Source organism: Priestia sp. SIMBA_032, assembly GCF_046535215.1.
GTDB classification, from domain to species: Bacteria; Bacillota; Bacilli; order Bacillales; family Bacillaceae_H; genus Priestia; species Priestia aryabhattai.
The window spans coordinates 45221-66289 of the sequence record NZ_JAWRXD010000011.1 but is presented as its reverse complement, the minus strand read 5'-3'; the positions used below and the strand labels follow the sequence as shown (position 1 = coordinate 66289).

Annotated in this window: 23 protein-coding genes and 2 pseudogenes; 16 read left to right on the top strand and 9 right to left on the bottom strand. The window is 40.1% G+C overall.

Going from position 1 to position 21069, the window contains the following annotated elements; genetic code table 11:
* Positions 1–168 precede the first annotated feature (168 nt).
* Positions 169–558, top strand: coding sequence for a VOC family protein (locus SB717_RS24025; protein ID WP_074679942.1), 390 nt, complete (start codon positions 169–171; stop codon positions 556–558).
* Positions 559–624: 66 nt separating this feature from the next.
* Here SB717_RS24025 and SB717_RS24020 read toward each other — a convergent pair whose 3' ends face one another.
* A complete protein-coding gene (locus SB717_RS24020; RefSeq protein WP_410904939.1) occupies positions 625–930 on the bottom strand; it encodes a hypothetical protein in 306 nt (101 codons plus the stop codon).
* Positions 931–1025: 95 nt separating this feature from the next.
* On the opposite strand from SB717_RS24020, the gene SB717_RS24015 reads away from it, so the two are divergent.
* From SB717_RS24015 to SB717_RS23980, 8 genes are all read left to right on the top strand, one after another.
* Positions 1026–1613 (top strand): GNAT family N-acetyltransferase, encoded by a 588-nt coding sequence (locus SB717_RS24015; protein WP_098622230.1) that lies wholly within the window; start codon positions 1026–1028, stop codon positions 1611–1613.
* 182 nt (positions 1614–1795) lie between these two features.
* The gene (locus SB717_RS24010; RefSeq protein WP_410904938.1) at positions 1796–2155 is read left to right on the top strand and encodes a hypothetical protein; all 360 of its coding nucleotides are present in this window, start codon (positions 1796–1798) and stop codon (positions 2153–2155) included.
* A 440-nt stretch (positions 2156–2595) separates the two neighbouring features.
* On the top strand, positions 2596–4098 hold the full coding sequence (gene zwf, locus SB717_RS24005) for a glucose-6-phosphate dehydrogenase (RefSeq protein WP_410904937.1): 1503 nt from the start codon (positions 2596–2598) through the stop codon (positions 4096–4098).
* Between the two features lie 28 nt (positions 4099–4126).
* Positions 4127–6121 (top strand): transketolase, encoded by a 1995-nt coding sequence (tkt, locus tag SB717_RS24000; RefSeq protein WP_410904936.1) that lies wholly within the window; start codon positions 4127–4129, stop codon positions 6119–6121.
* Between the two features lie 38 nt (positions 6122–6159).
* On the top strand, positions 6160–7053 hold the full coding sequence (gene gnd, locus SB717_RS23995) for a phosphogluconate dehydrogenase (NAD(+)-dependent, decarboxylating) (RefSeq protein WP_144644463.1): 894 nt from the start codon (positions 6160–6162) through the stop codon (positions 7051–7053).
* Between the two features lie 49 nt (positions 7054–7102).
* A complete protein-coding gene (gene fsa / locus SB717_RS23990) occupies positions 7103–7771 on the top strand; it encodes a fructose-6-phosphate aldolase (RefSeq protein ID WP_013083988.1) in 669 nt (222 codons plus the stop codon).
* Positions 7772–7848: 77 nt separating this feature from the next.
* The gene (locus tag SB717_RS23985) at positions 7849–8334 is read left to right on the top strand and encodes a hypothetical protein (RefSeq protein ID WP_074679958.1); all 486 of its coding nucleotides are present in this window, start codon (positions 7849–7851) and stop codon (positions 8332–8334) included.
* A 275-nt stretch (positions 8335–8609) separates the two neighbouring features.
* Positions 8610–9203, top strand: coding sequence for a hypothetical protein (locus SB717_RS23980; RefSeq protein WP_074679960.1), 594 nt, complete (start codon positions 8610–8612; stop codon positions 9201–9203).
* Between the two features lie 40 nt (positions 9204–9243).
* Here SB717_RS23980 and SB717_RS23975 read toward each other — a convergent pair whose 3' ends face one another.
* The 6 genes from SB717_RS23975 to SB717_RS23950 form a co-directional block, all read right to left on the bottom strand.
* Positions 9244–9597, bottom strand: coding sequence for a DUF1516 family protein (locus SB717_RS23975; RefSeq protein WP_410904935.1), 354 nt, complete (start codon positions 9595–9597; stop codon positions 9244–9246).
* 155 nt (positions 9598–9752) lie between these two features.
* A complete protein-coding gene (locus SB717_RS23970; protein ID WP_013083984.1) occupies positions 9753–10175 on the bottom strand; it encodes a NucA/NucB deoxyribonuclease domain-containing protein in 423 nt (140 codons plus the stop codon).
* 140 nt (positions 10176–10315) lie between these two features.
* Positions 10316–10780: a FixH family protein gene (locus SB717_RS23965; RefSeq protein WP_410904934.1), complete on the bottom strand. Its 465-nt coding sequence runs from the start codon at positions 10778–10780 to the stop codon at positions 10316–10318.
* Between the two features lie 29 nt (positions 10781–10809).
* Positions 10810–12195 (bottom strand): PepSY-associated TM helix domain-containing protein, encoded by a 1386-nt coding sequence (locus SB717_RS23960; RefSeq protein ID WP_410904933.1) that lies wholly within the window; start codon positions 12193–12195, stop codon positions 10810–10812.
* Between the two features lie 137 nt (positions 12196–12332).
* Positions 12333–12974, bottom strand: a complete 642-nt coding sequence (locus SB717_RS23955; RefSeq protein ID WP_074679964.1) for a response regulator — start codon at positions 12972–12974, stop codon at positions 12333–12335.
* Positions 12975–13796 (bottom strand): sensor histidine kinase, encoded by an 822-nt coding sequence (locus SB717_RS23950; protein ID WP_098622237.1) that lies wholly within the window; start codon positions 13794–13796, stop codon positions 12975–12977.
* A 63-nt stretch (positions 13797–13859) separates the two neighbouring features.
* Here SB717_RS23950 and SB717_RS23945 point away from each other — a divergent pair.
* Positions 13860–14285: pseudogene (locus SB717_RS23945) on the top strand (helix-turn-helix domain-containing protein); the annotation flags it as partial.
* 27 nt (positions 14286–14312) lie between these two features.
* Positions 14313–14574 (top strand): annotated as a pseudogene (locus SB717_RS23940) (LysE family transporter); the annotation flags it as partial.
* Positions 14575–14727: 153 nt separating this feature from the next.
* Here SB717_RS23940 and SB717_RS23935 read toward each other — a convergent pair.
* On the bottom strand, positions 14728–15090 hold the full coding sequence (locus SB717_RS23935) for a transporter (RefSeq protein ID WP_410904932.1): 363 nt from the start codon (positions 15088–15090) through the stop codon (positions 14728–14730).
* Between the two features lie 185 nt (positions 15091–15275).
* Here SB717_RS23935 and SB717_RS23930 point away from each other — a divergent pair, with 185 nt between their 5' ends.
* Genes SB717_RS23930 through cotJC form a run of 3 tightly spaced genes read left to right on the top strand, consistent with a single transcriptional unit; the run spans position 15276 to position 16372 of the window.
* On the top strand, positions 15276–15524 hold the full coding sequence (locus SB717_RS23930) for a spore coat associated protein CotJA (RefSeq protein WP_013057939.1): 249 nt from the start codon (positions 15276–15278) through the stop codon (positions 15522–15524).
* On the top strand, positions 15521–15781 hold the full coding sequence (locus SB717_RS23925) for a spore coat protein CotJB (protein WP_025751042.1): 261 nt from the start codon (positions 15521–15523) through the stop codon (positions 15779–15781). The genes SB717_RS23930 and SB717_RS23925 overlap by 4 nt, the downstream gene beginning before the upstream one ends.
* Positions 15782–15802: 21 nt before the next feature.
* Positions 15803–16372, top strand: a complete 570-nt coding sequence (gene cotJC / locus SB717_RS23920; RefSeq protein ID WP_025751043.1) for a spore coat protein CotJC — start codon at positions 15803–15805, stop codon at positions 16370–16372.
* Between the two features lie 60 nt (positions 16373–16432).
* Here cotJC and SB717_RS23915 read toward each other — a convergent pair whose 3' ends face one another.
* Positions 16433–16801 (bottom strand): nuclear transport factor 2 family protein, encoded by a 369-nt coding sequence (locus SB717_RS23915; protein WP_410904931.1) that lies wholly within the window; start codon positions 16799–16801, stop codon positions 16433–16435.
* A 303-nt stretch (positions 16802–17104) separates the two neighbouring features.
* Here SB717_RS23915 and SB717_RS23910 point away from each other — a divergent pair, with 303 nt between their 5' ends.
* Both SB717_RS23910 and SB717_RS23905 read left to right on the top strand, forming a co-directional pair.
* The gene (locus tag SB717_RS23910; protein WP_098622241.1) at positions 17105–17683 is read left to right on the top strand and encodes a TetR/AcrR family transcriptional regulator; all 579 of its coding nucleotides are present in this window, start codon (positions 17105–17107) and stop codon (positions 17681–17683) included.
* Positions 17684–17709: 26 nt separating this feature from the next.
* Positions 17710–20859 (top strand): bifunctional cytochrome P450/NADPH--P450 reductase, encoded by a 3150-nt coding sequence (locus SB717_RS23905; protein ID WP_410904930.1) that lies wholly within the window; start codon positions 17710–17712, stop codon positions 20857–20859.
* The last annotated feature ends 210 nt before the right edge of the window (positions 20860–21069 follow it).

Genomic DNA, 21069 nt, shown 5'->3' with positions numbered 1-21069 from the left:
TCTTTGTTAGTAGATGGGTTAGTTATTCATATTCCACTTCTTTAAAAAGCGTGTAGCGAAAATAAAACAACGCTATTTAGGAAGGAAGAAAATAAGAAACAGGAAATGGAAAAGCAATGAAGAAATAGTAAAAAGGTGATGAAACGATGAGAAAAAGGAGTGGAAGCAATGATTAAAAAAGTCGGTCAAATTATGGTGTATGTAAACGATCAAGATCAAGCGGTAAAGTTTTGGACAGAAAAAATGGGATTTCAAGTTGTGTCTGAACAAAATAATGAACAAGGCATGAAGTGGATTGAGCTAGCGCCGGTAACGGGTGCTGAAACAACTATTATTCTTCATAACAAACAGTTAATAGCAAAAATGCAGCCAGAATTAAATGTCGGGACTCCTTCGCTGCTGTTTTTTACAGAGAATGTGGATGAACTATACAGAGATTTAACAGCTAAAGGCGTAACGGTGGGAGAAATCGTATCTATGCCTTCAGGGCGAGTCTTTAACTTTTCAGACAGTGAAGATAACTATTTTGCAGTTATGGAAAACGCGAATATGAAATAAAAGAAAAACAAAAACACCGGGAGCATATATATTCTTCTCGGTGTTTTACACGTAGTACAGGATGAATTACTCTTCATTATCATTAGTAAAATTAAATTCAATTAGCTTATTTCGCCCGCACTTTCCTGCGATTTGTCCTTCTTGATTAGCATTTTGCCCGCCATTTTTGGCAATTTGTCCACCTTGAGATGCATTTTGCCCGCCTTCATATGCAATATTTGTATAATAATTAATAGTTAAACAGCATGTTTTTTTCTTGTGGGAACGCTTTTTAAAAGAATAATCGCTTTCTACATAATATTTGTCATCTGCTGAATTGTAGTAGCAATAATATTTTTTTATAGGATTCACTCCTTTCGTCATAGTTGTCATATTTTATTCGTTATTTAAAGTTATGCTTGTACACCTGTGTATTCATATTCGTTTTAATTTCCTAGAATTTAATAAATCAAGGAGTGAGATCTTTTATGATGAAACTAATAGGAGAAAAAGTGTTGCTAAGGGAAGCGACACAGCAAGATGTTAATGAACTTTATTATTGGAAATACGAAGAAAAAAACCAAGAAGCAAAAAAGTGGAACGCTCCTTATATAACAGAAGAAAAGCTTACGAAAGAAGAAGATATGAACTCATGGGAAAAAGAGTATGAGCTTTTTCCAGGCGTTCCTCGACTCCTTGCGGTCATCATTAATAAAAAAGCGGTGGGAATCGTAAGCTGTTACTGGGTGGACAAGCATACAAACTGGCTGGAAACCGGGATTGTCATCTACGACTCAAATTATTGGAGCGGAGGATACGGAACGGAAGCTTACCGCATGTGGATTGATTTTTTATTTGAGTCTACACATTTACATAGACTCGGTATGTCCACGTGGTCAGGCAACATCAGAATGATAAAAACTGCTGCAAAAATAGGCATGAAAGAAGAGGCGAGAATCAGAGAAGCACGTATCGTAAACGGTGAACATTTTGACAGCATCAAAATGGGAATGCTGCGAAGGGAATGGGAAAGTCATCGCAATAAAAGATTTGATTATGAAAGAACACAGAGATAAATTAGAGCGCTAATATACATTGTCTAATTATTTAAGGCTTCTTCCTTTATAAATGGAAGAAGCTTTTCTTATATCAATCATGTCATCTGTAAGACCTAGCGTGTATAAAATTAAAAGAAGGAACGTTTATATAAAATCTGCTCAAAACAGTTACTGTGTTAAAAACATCAGGGGGGAAATACATGCGGGTAAACTTTAAAGAATCTGCAAAAAGAAGCGTGAAAAAGGAGAGAACGCTGCAATTTACGCTAAATGTAATCGGAATATTTATGTTTATAGGGGTTTTAATCAGATGGTGGACTGTTCCGTTCGCTATTAGTAATAAACTCGGAATTTATTATAATCCAGATTTTCAAATGAAGCCCAGTGAGTGCAAGGAATTTTTTGCATTCGTTTTATGCGCAGCAAGCGTGTATTTTAGTTTAATAAACGTCTACTTTTTAGGGAAAATAGGTAAAAAACTAGTCTATATCGTTCTTGTTTTACTAGCTGTTTTTAACCTCTATATGATGCTTATACTTCTCGCTGTAGCCACGCATTAAAGGCGTGCGTGCAGCTTAAAAGAAAGAGGTCAAACTTTCTTTCTCCCTTAAAGTGTTCTGCGATTTTTTTTACGCGAAAAACAGATAGATCTTCAACCTTCTTCATTAGCTGAGCTTTCATGTTACTTCCACCTTTTGATATTTTTCCCCGGCACATATGCAAACATTATGTATGTTTTTACTTTCATACAATTCTATCAAATCCATTAAAGCAGTTTTATTTTCTAAATTCAACTAAAGAGTATTTTTATTATTTTTCCATAAACTAACCGAGATAAGCTGCTATAAGGTTTAAAGAAAAAAGAAAATTGAAATGATTTTTTACGAGTTTAATATCTTGACGAAAAAATATTTCAGGAATAAGATAGGTTACATAAAGTAACGAGTGAAAGAAAAGTTACTTTTAAAAGATTATATTTTTCCTAACAGGAGGAAGAGATATGGAAGCGATGACTTTTGTTTTATTCGGTTCAACAGGTGATTTAGCGAAACGCAAAATTTATCCTGCACTCTATAATTTATTTGTAGACGGGAAAATCCCTAAATCAATTTCTGTTGTGGGACTAGGCAGAAGGGAGATGTCCGATGCTGATTTTCAAGAAAAAGTAAAAGAAGCTATTCATACTTTTTCACGTCGCGTCGAGAAGGATTCATCTCTTATGCAGCATTTTCTTTCAGCTTTTCGCTACAGCCAATTGGATGCAACGAATGCTGAAGACTATAAAAGTCTGTTAAATCTAGTAGAAGCACGCGAAGCAGAACTAAACATTCCAAGCAACCGAATGTTTTATCTCTCCGTTGCACCAGAATTTTTTGGTACAATTGCCGAGCATATTAAAGAAGGTGGCTTAGGTGCTACAAAAGGTTGGAAACGGTTAATTATTGAAAAACCATTTGGCCGTGATCTACAGTCAGCTCGTCAATTAAACGAAAACTTAAGCAAAGCGTTTAAAGAAGAAGAGATTTATCGCATTGACCACTATCTTGGCAAGTCGATGGTGCAAAATTTAGAAGCGCTGGAATTCGCTAATCCTATTCTTCAATCATTATGGAATAACGAACATATTGCGAATATACAAATTACAGCAAGTGAAACGGTCGGTGTAGAGGAAAGAGCAAGCTATTATGACCATTCAGGAGCCATTCGAGATATGGTTCAAAATCATATGCTGCAAATGCTGATGATGACGGCCATGCACTTACCGACTCGTATTAGCGCTGATGATATTCGACAAGAAAAAATAAATGTGTTAAAAGCGCTTCGTCCGCTTGTAAAAGAAGATATGGATTTAGACGTTGTTCGCGGTCAATATGAGGCTGGGAAAATAAACGGGGCTTCAGTGCCAAGCTATATAAACGAGCCTGGTGTCTCACCATCTTCGCAGACGGACACGTTTTTAGCAGCCAGACTATATATCGATAATTCGCTTTGGAAAGGCGTTCCTTTCTACATCCGTACAGGGAAAAGAATGGCAGAAAAAGCGACGCGAATTGTTATTGAATTCAAAGACTCGCTAAAAGAGTTGTACTTAGACAAAGGAGAAATAACATCTCCAAATCTGTTGATCATTGAAATCAACCCGCACGAAAATATTACGCTGCAGTTAAACAGCAAAAATCCATTTAATCATGGTCATATTGAGCCTGTGCAAATTAATTTCTCAGGTCAGCAAGAAGGAGCACCGGAAGCATATGAGCGTCTTATTGCAGATGCATGTGCCGGAGATTCCACATTCTTTGCTCATTGGAAAGAAGTAGAGCTAGCTTGGGAATGGGTTCAGCCGCTTCTTGAAGCATTTGAGGAAAATACAGTGCTGCTTCACAAATATGCGGCTGGTTCACACGGCCCAGATGCATCACATGCACTTTTAGAAAAAGACGGTTTTAAGTGGTGGTTGGATGAAGAAACAGTAAGTCAATCACGCGAAGTGCATCCAGTTTAATACAAACAAAGCGAAAGAAGGATGACACATGAGTACCAACATAGACACACTTGCAGTTAATACGATTCGCACCCTGTCAATTGATGCCGTAAACGCAGCCAATTCAGGCCATCCGGGGCTTCCGATGGGAGCGGCTCCGATGACCTATGCGCTGTGGGCAAATCACTTACAGCATAATCCTGCAAATTCAAGCTGGTTTAACCGAGATCGTTTTATCTTATCACCCGGTCATGGCTCAAGCTTGCTTTATAGCATGCTTCATCTAAGCGGATACAATGTATCAATAGAAGATTTAAAAAGCTTCCGCAAGCTAAACAGTAACACCCCTGGGCATCCTGAATTTGGCCATACGGACGGCGTGGAAGCAACAACCGGCCCTTTAGGCCAAGGAATTGCAAATGCAGTCGGAATGGCAATGGCAGAAGCCCACTTAGCAGCAAAATTTAACAAACCAAATTTCCCTGTTATTGATCACTATACGTATACGTTAGTAGGCGATGGTGACTTAATGGAAGGTATTTCTTATGAAGCGATGTCAATGGCTGGCCATATGAAGCTTGGCAAACTTATCGCTTTATATGACTCCAACGATATTTCGTTAGACGGGGAATTAAATCTTTCATTTAGCGAAAATATCCAGAAAAGAGCGGAATCTGCGAACTGGGAGTATTTACGTGTAGAAGATGGAAATGACGTGGATGAAGTCACAAGCGCCATCGAAAAAGCGAAGCAGAACACCGAACAGCCAACGCTTATCGAAGTGAGAACAATTATTGGCTACGGAAGCCCGAAAGTAGCGGGAACAAATAAAGCACACGGCAATCCGCTTGGAGAAGAAGAAGCAAAAGCAACAAAACAAGCCTATGGCTGGGGAACGGAAGAAAACTTCTATGTGCCACAAGAAGTAAAAGCCCATTTTGAAAAGCTAGAAGAAAAAGGGATGAAAGCAGAAGCAGAGTGGAACGAGCTGTTTGCTTCTTACCAAAAAGAATACCCTATGCTGGCTGATGAATTAGAATGTGCCATCACGGGGGAAGCGTTAATTGAAGTGAATGATATTTTAACATTTTCATCGAAAAAAGCGATTTCGACTCGTGTTGCAAGCGGAGAAGCGATTAATTATTTCATTAAATCTGTGCCATCTATTTTTGGAGGCAGCGCTGATTTATCGCATTCCACGATGACGGACATTAAAGAAGAAGGCCCTTACGCACCTGGATATTTCGGTAATCGAAATATTTATTTCGGAGTACGTGAACACGCAATGGGAGCGGCCGGTAATGGGATGGCTCTTCACGGCGGTGTGAAGCCGTTTGTCAGTACATTCTTTGTTTTTAATGATTACTTGCGTCCAGCGATTCGTTTAGCAGCACTGCAAAAGCTGCCGGTCACATATGTGTTTACTCATGATTCCATAGCAGTAGGAGAAGATGGACCAACTCATGAGCCCGTTGAACATTTAGCTTCTCTCCGTGCAATTCCAGGGCTTACCGTAATCCGTCCGTCTGATGCAAACGAAACGGCAAGCGCTTGGGCTTACGCTCTTCAGCAAGTGGAAGGTCCTGTGGCCTTAGTGCTTAGTCGTCAAAACTTGCCTGTATTTGAAGAAACAAAACAAAATATCAACGACCTAGCTAAAGGAGCTTACGTATTGACCGAAACAAACGATAAGCCGGAGATGATTTTTATCGCTACAGGTTCTGAAGTAGGACTAGCGGTCAATGCTAAAACTCAGCTGGAACGTGAAGGTACATCCGTCCGAGTTGTAGCAATGCCTAGCTGGGAGCTGTTTAACAAGCAGTCAAAAGAGTATCAGGAGCACGTCTTGCCTGAATCTATTTCAAAACGAATCTCTCTGGAAATGGGAATTTCACTTGGCTGGGAACGCTTTGTAGGGCCAAAAGGAAAAGTTTTAGCAGTTGACACATTTGGTGCTTCAGGAACCGGAGCTGATGTGATGAAGCTGTTTGGATTTACAGAAGAAAACGTAGTGGCACAAGCAAATGAATTGCTAAAAGCTTAAATCAGAAGATGGAAAGATAACTAGAAGGAGCTGTTCATATGAAAGTAGGATTAGTTGGTTTAGGGAAAATGGGGATTAACTTAGGACAAAACTTATTGGATCAGCATCATGACGTTGTAGCATTTGACGTAAATTCAAACGCAGTGGAACAAATGAAAGAGTACGGTGCTTCAGGAGTATCAAGCTTACAGGCACTTGTTCAGTCACTAGAAACACCAAGAGTTGTATGGCTGATGGTTCCTCATACGGTTGTTGATTCTGTTATTAGTGAAGTGAAGCCTCTTTTAGCTGAAGGAGATATCGTTATTGAAGCCGGAAACTCTCATTACAAAGAGTCTATTCGACGCTATAACGAGTTAAAAGAAAACAAAATCCAATTTATGGACGTTGGAACATCTGGCGGAATGGAAGGCGCTCGTAACGGCGCTTGTTATATGATTGGCGGAGATCGTGAAGCGTGGGAAATTGTTGAACCTATTTTCCGCGATACAGCAGTAGAAAACGGGTATCTATACGCTGGAGAAGCAGGCAGCGGGCACTTTTTAAAAATGGTTCATAACGGCATTGAATACGGGATGATGGCTGCAATCGGAGAAGGATTTGAAGTTCTTGAGAAAAGCCAGTTCGACTATGATTACGAAAAAGTGGCAAGAGTATGGAACAATGGATCTGTTATTCGTTCATGGCTAATGGAATTAACAGAAAATGCATTCTCTAAAGATGCTAAGCTAGATGACATCAAAGGAGTTATGAACTCTTCTGGTGAAGGGAAATGGACGGTAGAAACCGCTCTAGATCTTCAAACAGCTACGCCAGTTATTGCGATGTCTTTACTGATGCGCTATCGCTCGCTTGAAGATGATACCTTTACAGGAAAGGTAGTTTCCGCACTTCGAAACGAGTTTGGCGGCCATGCTGTGGAAAAGAAATAACAAGTGAAATAGTGGGTATAGTAAAAAAAACTAATGGAGGAATGAAAAAATGAAATTTTTTATTGATACTGCAAACCTTGACGATATTAAAAAAGCATACAAATTGGGCGTTTTATCTGGCGTTACAACAAACCCTTCTCTTGTTGCAAAAGAAGGCGTAAAGTTTGAAGATCGTATTGAAGAAATTTTAAAAACCGTTCCAGAAGTAGAATCCGTTTCAGCAGAAGTGACGCCGGATGCCGAAACAGCAGAAGACATGATTGCCCAAGCAGAAGAATTAATCAAAATTAACGGCGGGGATCAAAACATTACGATTAAGCTTCCAATGACACTCGCTGGACTAGAAGCGACTCGTTACCTTGCTAAAAAAGGTGTAAAAACAAACGTAACGCTTATTTTCACTGTAAACCAAGCGCTTTTAGCGGCTCGTGCAGGTGCAACATATGTATCTCCGTTCCTTGGTCGCCTTGATGATATTTCAGAAGACGGCGTGCAGCTTGTGGCTAAAATTGCCGAGCTGTTCCGCATTCAAAACATTGACTCTCAAATCATTGCGGCTTCTGTAAGACATCCGGACCACGTTACACGCGTAGCCCTTGCCGGAGCTCATATTGCAACTATTCCATATTCAGTAATCGAGCAGCTTGTTAAACATCCTTTAACCGAACAAGGAATTGAAAAATTTGCGGCTGATTGGAAAAATGCTGTTCAAAACTAAGTAAAAGATAAAGAACGTGCGCATTCTAGAAAAGAATGCACGCGTTCTCTCATAATATCCTTAAAGAGGTAAACACCATGAATACAGTAGACGCTAAGATGATTAAAACCCAATACGGTTTAGAGGTTTATGTAGATGATGTAGAGCATATTAACTTTAAAAGCCTTCATGCGCCGAAAGTTAACCAGCCGCTCTATCGCATTGAATTTGAAATTGGCTACTTTTTATTAAAAGAACACAGATATTACGAATACGAAAAGAACTATTTTTGGCTTGCAGTAAGCGAAGATTTTAGTAAGCTAATTATTCAAGAACCTGATATGGAAAGCTTATTTGGAGCTAAAAGCGAAGACGAAAGAAAGGCGACAAAAGAGCTTTTAAGTCAGTGGCTCATTCATACCGAGGCTTATAAAAAACAATTAAACCAGCATATTAATGACTGCAAAAAAAGTAATGAAACAAATAAGGGCATAACGGCTGTTTTAGAAAAATTGCTTAATATATCAGCAGCAGACATTGAACAAGCCCCGATTGAGAAATTAGCTGCCTCACGATCAGTTTAACTTAAAAAAGTGAATTAGCGCAGTCATAGTATGAGAGATAAAAGGTGCTTCGTTTAACACGCGAAGCACCTTTTTATATGTCATAAAAAGCTGTTTCCTTTGGGGGAAATGCATGGGTTAAATTATTTTCGTTACTTCAACAATTCAGTGAATCAATGTGTGTTTTTAGTAAGCTTAGAATGGAAAAGGGATTTTGAATCTTTTACTTCCTGTGAATAGTTTTGCAAAAATTAAGCATAATACGACTGCAAACTATATTTAAGGAGATGGTAAAAATGAAAAAAGGACTTATCATTGCTTCCTCAGTTCTTTTTCTTTCAGGCTTAGCTGCATGTGGAGGAAATAAAGACAATAACGCAATGGACAATACTCAAAATGACTTACGCAACACTGCTACAAATGACGGAGTAGATAATAATATCCCAATGGATAATACTGATCAGCCGACCAAGTCAGTTGAAGCAGCGCAAAATGTAGAAGATATGAAGGAAGTTGATGATGCATATGTGCTTCGCGATAATAATAATGCCTATGTAACGGTAGACCTAGCTGGAAATGACGCAGCTGACAACAACGATAACGGCAAGGTGAACACTGTAACGTATAACGGCGACACTTACCATGAAGTTTCAACTGATTTTGAACAAAAAATTGCGGACCGCGTAAGAGAAGCAGATAGTAAAATCGACAAAGTATACGTGGCGTTTGTAAACACGGGCTTAGACAATATGAACAACAACAATAACGTACCTGGCGTAGATAAAAATGACAAGATGTATCGAGATGATGAAAAAGACAACAACCGTGATCGAGAAGATATTGTAGAAGATCCAAAAGATATGATGGACCGTAACAACAAAGATCAATAACATCAAAAAGGCCTCTGGATCCCCAGAGGCCTTTGGTTCATTAACTAAGTTCAAGTAAAGAAATAAAAATTGGAAGAACACAGCAAGAAAAGGCTGAAATAAAATCAAGCTCGTTCTGTTTTTTTGCAGAAAGCGTGAACTCCATCAAAATAATAGTCAGGATACTCATGAAAAGCGTTGCATAAAAAAGAAAATCGCGCTGACTTTCCACTAAAAACAACACCGCATTTAAAATCAAAATAACGGCATAAAGAAACTTAAGCAGCAAGTGAAGCTGCATGCTGAATTTATTCTCTTGTTTGTAGCGCAAGATATAGACAAAAAAGAAAATAAATAAAGTTAATTGCCATGAGGCAGGAAGTAGCTGCTGCCATAGATTGTCCAAGAAACTCATTCCTCCTATAAAACAATGATGCATATATGTAACACACACGTTTTTATTTTAAAAGTGAAGAGTATCTTTAGGCAAGAGCAATTTTTCTTTTTTTATTCTTTTTCTTATACAGGCTCTCAACATAAAAAAAAGAACGGTCGCGATGACCGTTCTTTTTACTTCACCTCAATTAAAACCTTCGTACCGTCAGGAAACTCGTCTACTTGATGTGAGATCCAAGACCCGGCGCCTCGATTGTCTGAAGGCTTTACATATTCAATATCTGCGCCGTTTCCACCTTCTTCACAAAAGGCCATCGGAAACTCATCTCGGTCATAGCCGCTTTTAGTCGGAATACCTTTTAAAGACTCACGGCGGTTTTCTTCGGCCCCGTCTCGGTCGATTGTACAAACAGCCGATTTTCCTTTATCGATTGCATGTTGAATGTGCGCTGCAGTTTCAGGATAACGATCAGCAGGGAAGGTAATTACTTCATCGTAGGAGGTATTCGTTGAAGAGTTCTGCTCTAACGGATTTCCTTCAATCATAACAATAACGGCTAATACTAAAATTAAAATACCAGAAACAATTTTTTTCAATCTGTAAAACTCCTTTATAAAACGTTTATCACTTTTATTTTAAAGTAATAAGAAAAAAATGTAAAAACATATAATGGAACTAGCTAGAATTCATAAGAAAGACATAGGCTCACGTTCAGCAGATGAACGTGAGCTTATGTCTAGTGATGAGAGTGATGATGATGCGTTTCGTTTTCAGCTGGCTGCAGTGAACGCAACTCTTCTTTCGATAAGGTGCCTACTGCGACTTGCTGAGTAGGAAGGATATGCTCACCGCGGGCATTAATATCGGTTTTAATATAGTAAATACCATCCTCTTCAAAAGTTGCTTTTGCTTTGTACATACTGCCGTCATAATGTGCCTTTGCTGTTTCGACTTTACCGGGAGCATCTTTTTTCCACACGTTAAACTGAACGATTTTGGCATCATCCACCGTTTTATTTTCTTGCATTACGTGCACTTCTAACACCTGTGTGCTCTGTGGCTCTATATTTTCAGGAAGCATCACATGCGCAGACAGCGGCTTTGGCTGCTTGTAGAGCTGGTCTGCGTTACTGTTTACAGAGCACGCGGAAAGTACAAGTGTACTGAGTATGACCAATCCGGGTATTTTCCATTTGTTCATTGTTACTGCACCTCACATCGTTTCGTAAATCATGCGTTTATTAAAAACCGCTTCAATGCTGGAATTCGTTTGATGACAAAGAAATCTAAAAGCCATACGATAATCAAGGATAGTCCGACTAAAGGAAAGACGAGACCAAACACGACGATTATACACGTCACGATTCGCATTGCATTTCCTTCAGGAACTTTAGGAGCCCCCATGTTTTTATCTGGTTTTCTCTTCCACCACAGTAAGGCTCCGCTGATAGCGATACCAGCAATTCCGATACAAATAATAAGGCCAATAAGCTGATTGATAAATCCAAACTGTGTGCCTTTATGAAGCGTAATACCAAGCGCAATCAATTTACCCATAAATCCATAATTGTCGTACCGATAATCTGCTAACACAGCTCCGGTGTATTGATCAAGGTGAATGGTGGCTTCATCCTGAGCTCTTGGTGAAAAAACAGAAAGTGTATACACGCCTTGAGGCTCTTGCGGAATGGAAATGGTGTAGCCGTCGTGCATATGCTGTTCTCTTGAAATCGTGACAATGTCATCAAGCGATACTTTTGTATATTGCGAAGCTGTGGAGCTTGGAACTTCTAACGTTTCAGCTCCCCAAGGCACGTCCGCTACATCTTTTGTTTGCACGGTTGAAGTAGGAGCACTGCCTACCCAAATAGACGGAGGGTACCCAACGCCTGCGTTTGTGGCGACTTGCTGAAACGCATTGCCCCACAGTCCTGACCACGGAAGCCCCGTTAGTACAAGAAAAAGCATCCCGGCTGAAATCCAAAAGGCCGGTACTGCATGAAGGTCACGCATCAGTACATTTTTACCTTTTGAAAAACGAGGAATCAGCACGCCTTTTATTTTGTCTTTTTTGCGCGGCCACCATAAAAAAGCACCGGTTACAATTAAGACAATTGCCCAGCAGGCCGCAAGTTCTACGATACGATCACCGGCTGTTCCTGCCATCAGCTCTCCGTGGAACTCTTCAATTTGATTCATCAAGCGACTCGAATCATCTAATTTTCCTATGATGTGACCATTGTGAGGGTTAACAAAAATCGTATATGTATGGTCTTTTAATGAAATTCCTATTTCTGAAGAACGAGTAGAGCGCTCACTGGGCTTATAAGTCAACACATCAGCGTCTGGATATTTTTCCTTTACAGCCTGTACTTGCGCTGAAGGGGATACAGACTGTGACTGAGCTTGTACATGATACAAGTCGTGGTACAGTTTTTCTTCAATTTGAGGCTTGAATAAATACATCCCGCCAGTAACAGCTAATATAAGAAGAAACGGAGTAAACACTAAACCTGCATAAAAATGCCAGCGCCATATGGCTTTGTATAGACCTTGAGAACGCGCCGTGCTTTTTTCAGCTGTACTCGCTGATTCTTCGCGCTTTTCCTGCATCATTTTTCTCTTTTCCTCCTTTTTACTAACTAACGTGCTTTTATTATAGAAGGAAAGGGATAATTAGCCATCACCCCTGAGAGTGATTGTTGGGGCTTATAAGAGGAAGGGGCTAATAAAAAAACAGCTCGTGAAAGCTGTTAGTTCATTAAGCCATTTTGAAACGCATAGCTTGTCAGCTGCACGCGATTTTCTAAATGAAGCTTGCTTAAAATGTTTTTTAAATGGCTTTTTACCGTGTGTTCAGAAATAAATAACTGCGCGGAGATATCACGGTTCGACAGTCCTTTAGCCACTAATTGAAGTACTTCAAGCTCTCGTGCAGAAAGGGGAGTATCGGGTTTTGTAATAGACGTTTCCTGAGGAAACTCTTTTAAAATTTGAAACGCAATTTCTTTTGACATAGGAACTTCGTCTAAAGCGAACGCACGCAAATAGTCGTACCACATTTCAGACTGCAGGTTTTTTAACAAATAGCCCTGTGCGCCTTTTTTCAGCGCATCAAATAAATCCGTAATATCGTCTGAAACCGTGATAACCACAATTTTAACGTATGGAAACTGAAGCTTAATTTGTTTTGTTGCCTCTAAACCGTCCATCACAGGCATTCCGATATCCATTAAAACGATATCGGGCATTAATTTTCCGGTCAGTTCAATGGCTTCTTGTCCGTTGGTTCCTTCGCCAACAATAATAAAATCTTCATATTCTTCTAAAATATCGCGAATGCCTTCTCTTGCATGAGCGTGATCATCTACAATCAAAATACGAAACGGCTGCATTTACGTAACCTCCTTTTTAATACTAACAGTCGTTTGGTTCTGTTTTCGCTGAATGGAAAAGTCCCAGTTCATATCTTTAGCACGATCTTTCATAATTTGTAAACCAAGCCCGGCCTTGAGAGATTCAGAGGTGAAACCTATACCGGAATCTGTAATTTCACAAATCCATCCGCCTGCTGTTTCACTGGCTGTAATCCAGATTTTATTTGTTTTTGCATGTTTAATGACGTTCATAGCAGCTTCTTTCACACAGGCAAACAGCTCATTTTTTTCTTTTCTCGACAGCGTTGTTTCTGATAGTCTCCAATCTAAATTGACATCTAGTAAATGAGTATGTGTTAAATCATCGACGTATTGATGAATGCTTTCAGTCCAGCTTTCTGAAGAGTCTGAAGGAGAGTGCTTTAAATTTGTAATCGCTTGGCGCGTATCGTCATGAACATGCTGCAGAGTTTGCTTCATTCGTATAAAATCAGGATCCTGCTCTAAGTTGTTTTTTCTTCCGAACTTGTTCATTTTAACAGATAGGAGAAACAGCGACTGTGCAATGCCGTCATGCAATTCTCTCGCTAATTTTTCACGTTCAATAAGCGCAGCTTTCTTTTCTTTTTCTTGCCTTAGTTCCTCTTGCATTTTTTCTAAAATAGAAAATAAATAGCGGACAAACACAAGCGTTACAAAAAAGACAAGCAGCGGAGAAAGAACATTTCCCATATCCATTGAGATGTAAGGGAGCAAAAAGGCATGGCGAACATACTCCCAAAGCGCGATGGTCAGAGTTGGAAGAAGCAAAATCAGCCATTTAATTTGTCTATATTTCACGGTATCCCTTCTTTCGTCCATAAAATGTGTCTATATTTTATCATTTGAGCGGAAAATTACTAGAGGAAAGAAGAGTTATTTTTATATTTGCTAGAAGAACTCATGCGGGATCATTCAAATCTTTCTTTTCTTTCGTCAGCCGTTGTTGACATGTCTCATGAAATCACAACGATCTGCAGCTATTTGGAAGACAACTATACAAACAAGATCACGCTGGATGAGTTAAGTCAGCTAATTGGATGGAGCAAATACCGGCTGCTGCGCTCTTTTACAAAGCAAAAAGGAATCTCTCCATATAGCTACTTGGAAACAATTCGAATCAATCAGGCTAAAAAGCTGCTAGAGCAAGGAAAAAAAACGATTGACGTATTTTTTTTAACGGGATTCAGTGATCAAAGTCATTTGACTAAATTTTTTAAAAGTCAGGTTGGGCTAACACCAAAACAATATATAAAAATATTTGAAAGTGAAAAGAAAACAGGATGTTAGTAATAGCTTAAAAGGGAGAGAAATACTGTGGATCATTTAGCTGCTTACATGCTGATGGCATTGGTCATGTCCATGATACCTGGTGCTGATACAATTCTTATCATGAAAAATACGCTTCATCACGGAGCAAAAGCAGGACGTTTTACCATACTCGGCATGGCTACAGGCCTCACGTTTTGGACGTTCATTGCTGTGCTTGGCTTGTCTGTTGCTATCGCTCAGTCGGTGTACCTGTTTAACACCATTAAATACATAGGGGCAGCGTACTTATTTTACTTAGGCATCAGAATATTTCTGACCAAAAATACGCTCTCATTGGAGGCCATTTCAGAAGAAACAAAAACTGTAAAGTCTTTATCTAATCGCTGCTATAAAGAAGCATATATGTAAGGGGCTCTTAGTAATTTTCTTAATCCTAAAACGGTATTGGTTTATATTACGTTTAAAAACACGTAAACGAAACAATTTGTCGTGTATCGACACCAAAAATGGTCCAAAAACGTCCGTTCCATCTAAGTCCTGCAACCGATCGCGGGCCTGCAAAAATAGGAAAATACCAGAAGCTAGAGCCGTTTCTAAGCCATATGAACGTGTTGCGGAATAGACATAGAGAAATGGCTCCTGGACCAACAGCAAATGGAGTTGCCGTTTGTTGAGCTGGAATAAATGCCGGCGGAGGGGAAGTTGGAGCTTGCTGCGGGCTAGGTGTAGGTAAACCGCCTGGTGGTCTAGGTGGACCGGGCGGGAGCTGAGGTCCAGAAAACCTTGTCGGGTAAGAATAAAAATCCATGTAGTTAATGTCCATTTTTTGATTACTATTTTATAAAGTATGAGAAAGCTGCCTAAAGGCATTGGGCAATTATAGCGTTTTTTACATAGGTCTTTTTTATGAAAAAAAGTTTGGTTCCTAAGTCAGAAGTAAATTCCTTCATGAACTCGATAAAAGCTGAATAGGATAAAACAGAGTATGTTTTTAGAGGAGGACTTTTCATGGATAACAATCCAAAAAAGATGTTTACACCGGTTAAGACCTATCAGCCTTTCCACAGTATCTATGATCCTTGCCGGCCGATAGGAGTGAAGTATTATTCTACGCCGCCTCAATTATACATGGGATTTCAGCCGCCGAATCTGCAGCAGTTTTCACCGAAAGAAGCGCTAAAAAAAGGCACGCTGTGGCCGGCTTTTTGGGACTACTATGAAAATCCATACAAAGATAAGAAGAGGGATGAAGAATGAAGAAACTACCTCCGGAGTACTATCAGGATTTAGAAGAAATACAGGCGATTGATTTTGCATTAGTAGAATTAACGCTGTATTTAGATACCCATCCAAATGACCAGCAGGCTATGCAGCAGTTTAACGAATACGCGCAGCAGGCTATGCAGTTAAAAAGAAACTTTGAAACAAAGTACGGGCCGCTCCAGCAATATGGAAACAGCTATACCGATGGAAAGTGGAGCTGGGGAACAAGCCCTTGGCCATGGCAAATATAAGCAGATAAAGGCGGGAACTATATGTGGGTGTATGAAAAGAAATTGCAGTATCCAGTGAAAGTAAGTACGTGTAATCCAACGCTTGCCAAATATTTAATGGAACAGTACGGGGGGGCGGACGGAGAGCTTGCAGCAGCACTTCGGTATTTGAATCAGCGCTATACAATTCCCGATAAAGTTGTTGGACTGCTAAACGATATTGGGACAGAAGAGTTTGCTCACCTTGAAATGATTGCTACAATGATTTATAAGCTAACAAAAGATGCAACGCCGGAGCAGCTGAAGGCAGCGGGATTAACAGAACATTATGTGAACCATGATAGTGCACTTTATTACAATAACGCTGCTGGGGTTCCGTTTACAGCTACGTATATACAGGCAAAAGGAGATCCGATTGCAGATCTTTATGAAGACATAGCGGCAGAAGAAAAAGCAAGAGCTACATATCAATGGTTAATTGATATATCAGATGATCCAGATTTAAACGACAGCTTACGATTTTTACGAGAAAGAGAGATTGTTCATTCACAGCGGTTCCGTGAAGCGGTGGAGATTTTAAAAGATGACAGAGACAGAAAGAAAATCTTTTAATGAGCAAAAGGAACATCCCTCTTAGTAAAGAAGGGATGTTTTTTATTATGACAGCGTTGATTATGCTCTAGAACTGCAGTGACAAGAAATAACCTTTAATTTCCCTCCGACATCTTCCCAAATTCGCGTATAGCAGTATTCGCCTCCAATAGATTCACCAGTTGCAAGCGACCCATTTAGCGCTACTTTTGTAACGGTAACGGCAAGTTCCTGAAACAGTTTAATTTCTTGTTCCAACACTTCGATGCCCGCTATATCAAGACTTTTTGAACGATGAGCATTTATATCTTGTTCTTTTGACAACCATTGCCCAAAGTGATTCACAAAAATAAGCTCATCTGAAAGTAATTCTTCTAATAACTCTACGTTATTAGAAAGCATGGCTGAACGAAGCATTTCTTCGTATTCTATAACTCTTGCTTGATTCATTTTTAATCCTCCTTTACGCCTTGTGTAACTCTTTTCTATTTCCACGTTGCTTTTCCTTTAAACTTCTGCCTTTAATAGATTGTGTTAAATTATGTTAATGAAGGGGATAAGTGGACTAATTTTCTGTAAGCATAAAATATTCTGAAAGACTCCATTATTTACCTTTAAATGGTATAAAATTAGAGTGAAAGAACCTTTTCTTTCCACTTCTCTAGTTATCTTTTTACTATTAAGATGCAGTTTTTTATACTTGTAATTATATCGGAATGAACGTTCATTCCGTTTTTGGAAAGAGGTGATAAAGTGGAATCTACTCCAACAAAACAAAAAGCGATTTTTTCTGCTTCGCTTCTGCTGTTTGCAGAAAGAGGATTTGATGCAACAACGATGCCAATGATTGCAGAGAATGCCAAAGTAGGAGCAGGAACAATTTATCGCTACTTTAAAAATAAAGAAAGCCTTGTAAATGAGCTATTTCAACAGCACGTAAATGAGTTTTTACAGTGCATTGAAAGCGGTCTGGCAAACGAGAGAGATGGATACCGAGATGGGTTTCATCATATCTTTGAAGGTATGGTGACATTTACTAAAAACCATCCTCGTGCTCTTGGATTTATTAAAACTCATAGCCAAGGAGCTTTTTTAACAGAAGAGAGCCGCTTAGCATATCAAAAGCTAGTGGAATTTGTTTGCAGGTTCTTCAGAGAAGGACAAAGGCAAGGTGTGATTAGGAATCTTCCTGAAAATGCGCTAATTGCTATTTTATTTGGAAGTTTCATGGAAGTATATGAAATGATTGAAAATGACTACTTATCTTTAACTGATGAACTTCTTACAGGTGTAGAAGAGAGTCTGTGGGCAGCACTTAGCAGACAATCATGAAACTTAACAAATGAAAGAGGGATAACATGACAATTAAAGAAATGCCTCAGCCAAAAACGTTTGGAGAGCTTAAAAACTTACCTTTATTAAACACAGACAAACCACTTCAAACGCTGATGAAAATTGCGGATGAATTAGGGGAAATCTTTAAATTTGAAGCGCCTGGCCGTGTAACGCGCTACTTATCAAGTCAGCGTCTAATTAAAGAAGCATGCGATGAGTCCCGATTCGATAAAAACTTAAGTCAAGCGCTTAAATTTGTGCGTGATTTTGCAGGAGACGGTTTATTTACAAGCTGGACTCATGAAAAAAACTGGAAAAAAGCACACAACATCTTACTTCCAAGCTTTAGCCAGCAGGCAATGAAAGGCTATCACGCGATGATGGTCGATATCGCCGTACAGCTTATTCAAAAGTGGGAGCGCCTAAATGCAGATGAGCATATTGAAGTACCCGAAGATATGACGCGATTAACGCTTGACACCATTGGTCTTTGCGGCTTTAACTATCGCTTTAACAGCTTTTATCGCGATCAGCCGCACCCGTTTATTACAAGTATGGTCCGTGCATTGGACGAATCGATGAAAAAGCTGCAGCGTGCAAATCCAGATGACCCAGCTTATGATGAAAATAAGCGCCAGTTTCAAGAAGATGTTAAGGTGATGAACAACCTAGTAGATAAAATTATTGCAGATCGCAAAGCAAGCGGTGAACAAAGCGATGATCTACTAACGCATATGCTAAACGGAAAAGATCCAGAAACAGGTGAGCCGCTTGATGACGAGAACATTCGCTATCAAATTATTACGTTCTTAATTGCGGGACACGAAACAACAAGTGGTCTTTTATCATTTGCGCTGTATTTCTTAGTGAAAAATCCACATGTATTACAAAAAGCAGCAGCAGAAGCAGCACGAGTTCTAGTAGATCCTGTTCCAACCTACAAACAAGTCAAACAGCTTAAATATGTGGGCATGGTCTTAAATGAAGCGCTGCGCTTATGGCCGACGGCTCCTGCGTTTTCTCTATATGCAAAAGAGGATACGGTGCTTGGAGGAGAATATCCGTTAGAAAAAGGCGATGAACTGATGGTTCTGATTCCTCAGCTTCACCGTGATAAAACGATCTGGGGAGACGATGTAGAAGAGTTCCGCCCAGAGCGTTTTGAAAACCCAAGCGCGATTCCGCAGCATGCGTTTAAACCATTTGGAAACGGGCAGCGCGCGTGTATCGGTCAGCAGTTCGCTCTTCATGAAGCAACGCTTGTACTTGGTATGATGCTAAAACACTTTGATTTTGAAGATCATACAAACTACGAGCTGGATATTAAAGAAACTTTAACGTTAAAACCTGAAGGCTTTGTGGTAAAAGCAAAATCGAAACAAATTCCGCTTGGTGGTATTCCTTCACCTAGCACTGAACAGTCTGCTAAAAAAGTACGCAAAAAGGTAGAAAACGCTCATAATACGCCGCTGCTTGTGCTATACGGTTCAAATATGGGAACAGCCGAAGGAACGGCGCGTGATTTAGCGGATATTGCGATGAGCAAAGGATTCGCACCGAAAGTCGCAACGCTTGATTCCCACGCAGGAAATCTTCCGCGTGAAGGAGCTGTGTTAATTGTAACGGCTTCGTATAACGGACATCCGCCTGATAACGCAAAGCAGTTTGTCGAGTGGTTAGACCAAGCGTCTGCTGATGAAGTAAAAGGCGTTCGCTACTCCGTATTTGGGTGCGGCGATAAAAACTGGGCTACTACGTATCAAAAAGTGCCTGCTTTTATTGATGAAACGCTTGCCGCTAAAGGAGCAGAAAACATCGCTGAACGCGGTGAAGCAGATGCAAGCGACGACTTTGAAGGCACATATGAAGAATGGCGTGAACACATGTGGAGTGACGTAGCAGCCTACTTTAACCTCGACATTGAAAACAGTGAAGATAATAAATCTACGCTTTCACTTCAATTTGTCGACAGCGCTGCGGACATGCCGCTTGCTAAAATGCACGGTGCGTTTTCAGCAAACGTCGTATTAAGCAAAGAACTTCAACAGCCAGGCAGTACACGAAGCACGCGTCATCTTGAAATTGAACTTCCAAAAGAAGCTTCTTATCAAGAAGGAGATCATTTAGGGATTATTCCTCGCAACTATGAAGAGATAGTAAATCGTGTAACAGCAAGGTTCGGTCTAGATGTATCACAGCAAATCCGTCTGGAAGCTGAAGAAGAAAAATTAGCGCATTTGCCACTCGGTAAAACAGTATCAGTAGAAGAGCTTCTGCAATATGTGGAGCTTCAAGATCCTGTTACGCGCACGCAGCTTCGCGCAATGGCTGCTAAAACGGTCTGCCCGCCGCATAAAGTAGAGCTTGAAGCATTGCTTGAAAAGCAGGCGTACAAAGAACAAGTGTTAGCAAAACGTTTAACAATGCTTGAACTGCTTGAAAAATATCCGGCGTGTGAAATGGAATTCAGCGAATTTATCGCCCTTCTTCCAAGCATACGCCCGCGCTATTACTCAATTTCTTCATCACCTCGCGTGGATGAAAAACAAGCAAGCATCACGGTTAGCGTTGTCTCAGGAGAAGCGTGGAGCGGATATGGAGAATATAAAGGAATTGCATCGAACTATCTTGCCGAGCTGCAAGAAGGAGATACGATTACGTGCTTTGTTTCTACACCGCAGTCAGGCTTTACGCTGCCAAAAGACTCTGAAACACCGATTGTCATGGTCGGACCGGGAACAGGCGTCGCGCCGTTTAGAGGCTTTGTGCAGGCTCGCAAGCAGTTAAAAGAACAAGGAAAGTCGCTTGGAGAAGCGCATTTATACTTTGGCTGCCGTTCACCTCATGAAGACTATCTGTATCAAGAAGAGCTTGAAAACGCACAAAATGAAGGCATCATTACGCTTCATACCGCTTTTTCTCGCGTACCAAATCAGCCGAAAACGTACGTTCAGCACGTTATGGAACAAGATGGCAAGAAACTGATTGAACTTCTTGATCAAGGAGCGCACTTCTATATTTGCGGAGACGGAAGCCAAATGGCACCTGACGTTGAAGCAACGCTTATTAAAAGCTATGCTGAAGTTCATAAAGTGAGTGAAGCAGACGCTCGCTTATGGCTGCAGCAGCTAGAAGAAAAGGGCCGATACGCAAAAGACGTGTGGGCTGGATAAATAAAAAATAACCTCCGCTATTTAGCGGAGGTTATTTTTTATAGCGAGGTGAAGACACAACTAAACCCATATCGTCTAAAAGCGAACAAATTTGAGAAATCAACTCGTATAGATTGCTTGTGACACCGCTGTTGATTTCCGTGCACGACAGAAATATTAAGCGAGATCATTGGTTAATATTTCTGTTTCACCTTTAACTAATTTTCTCAT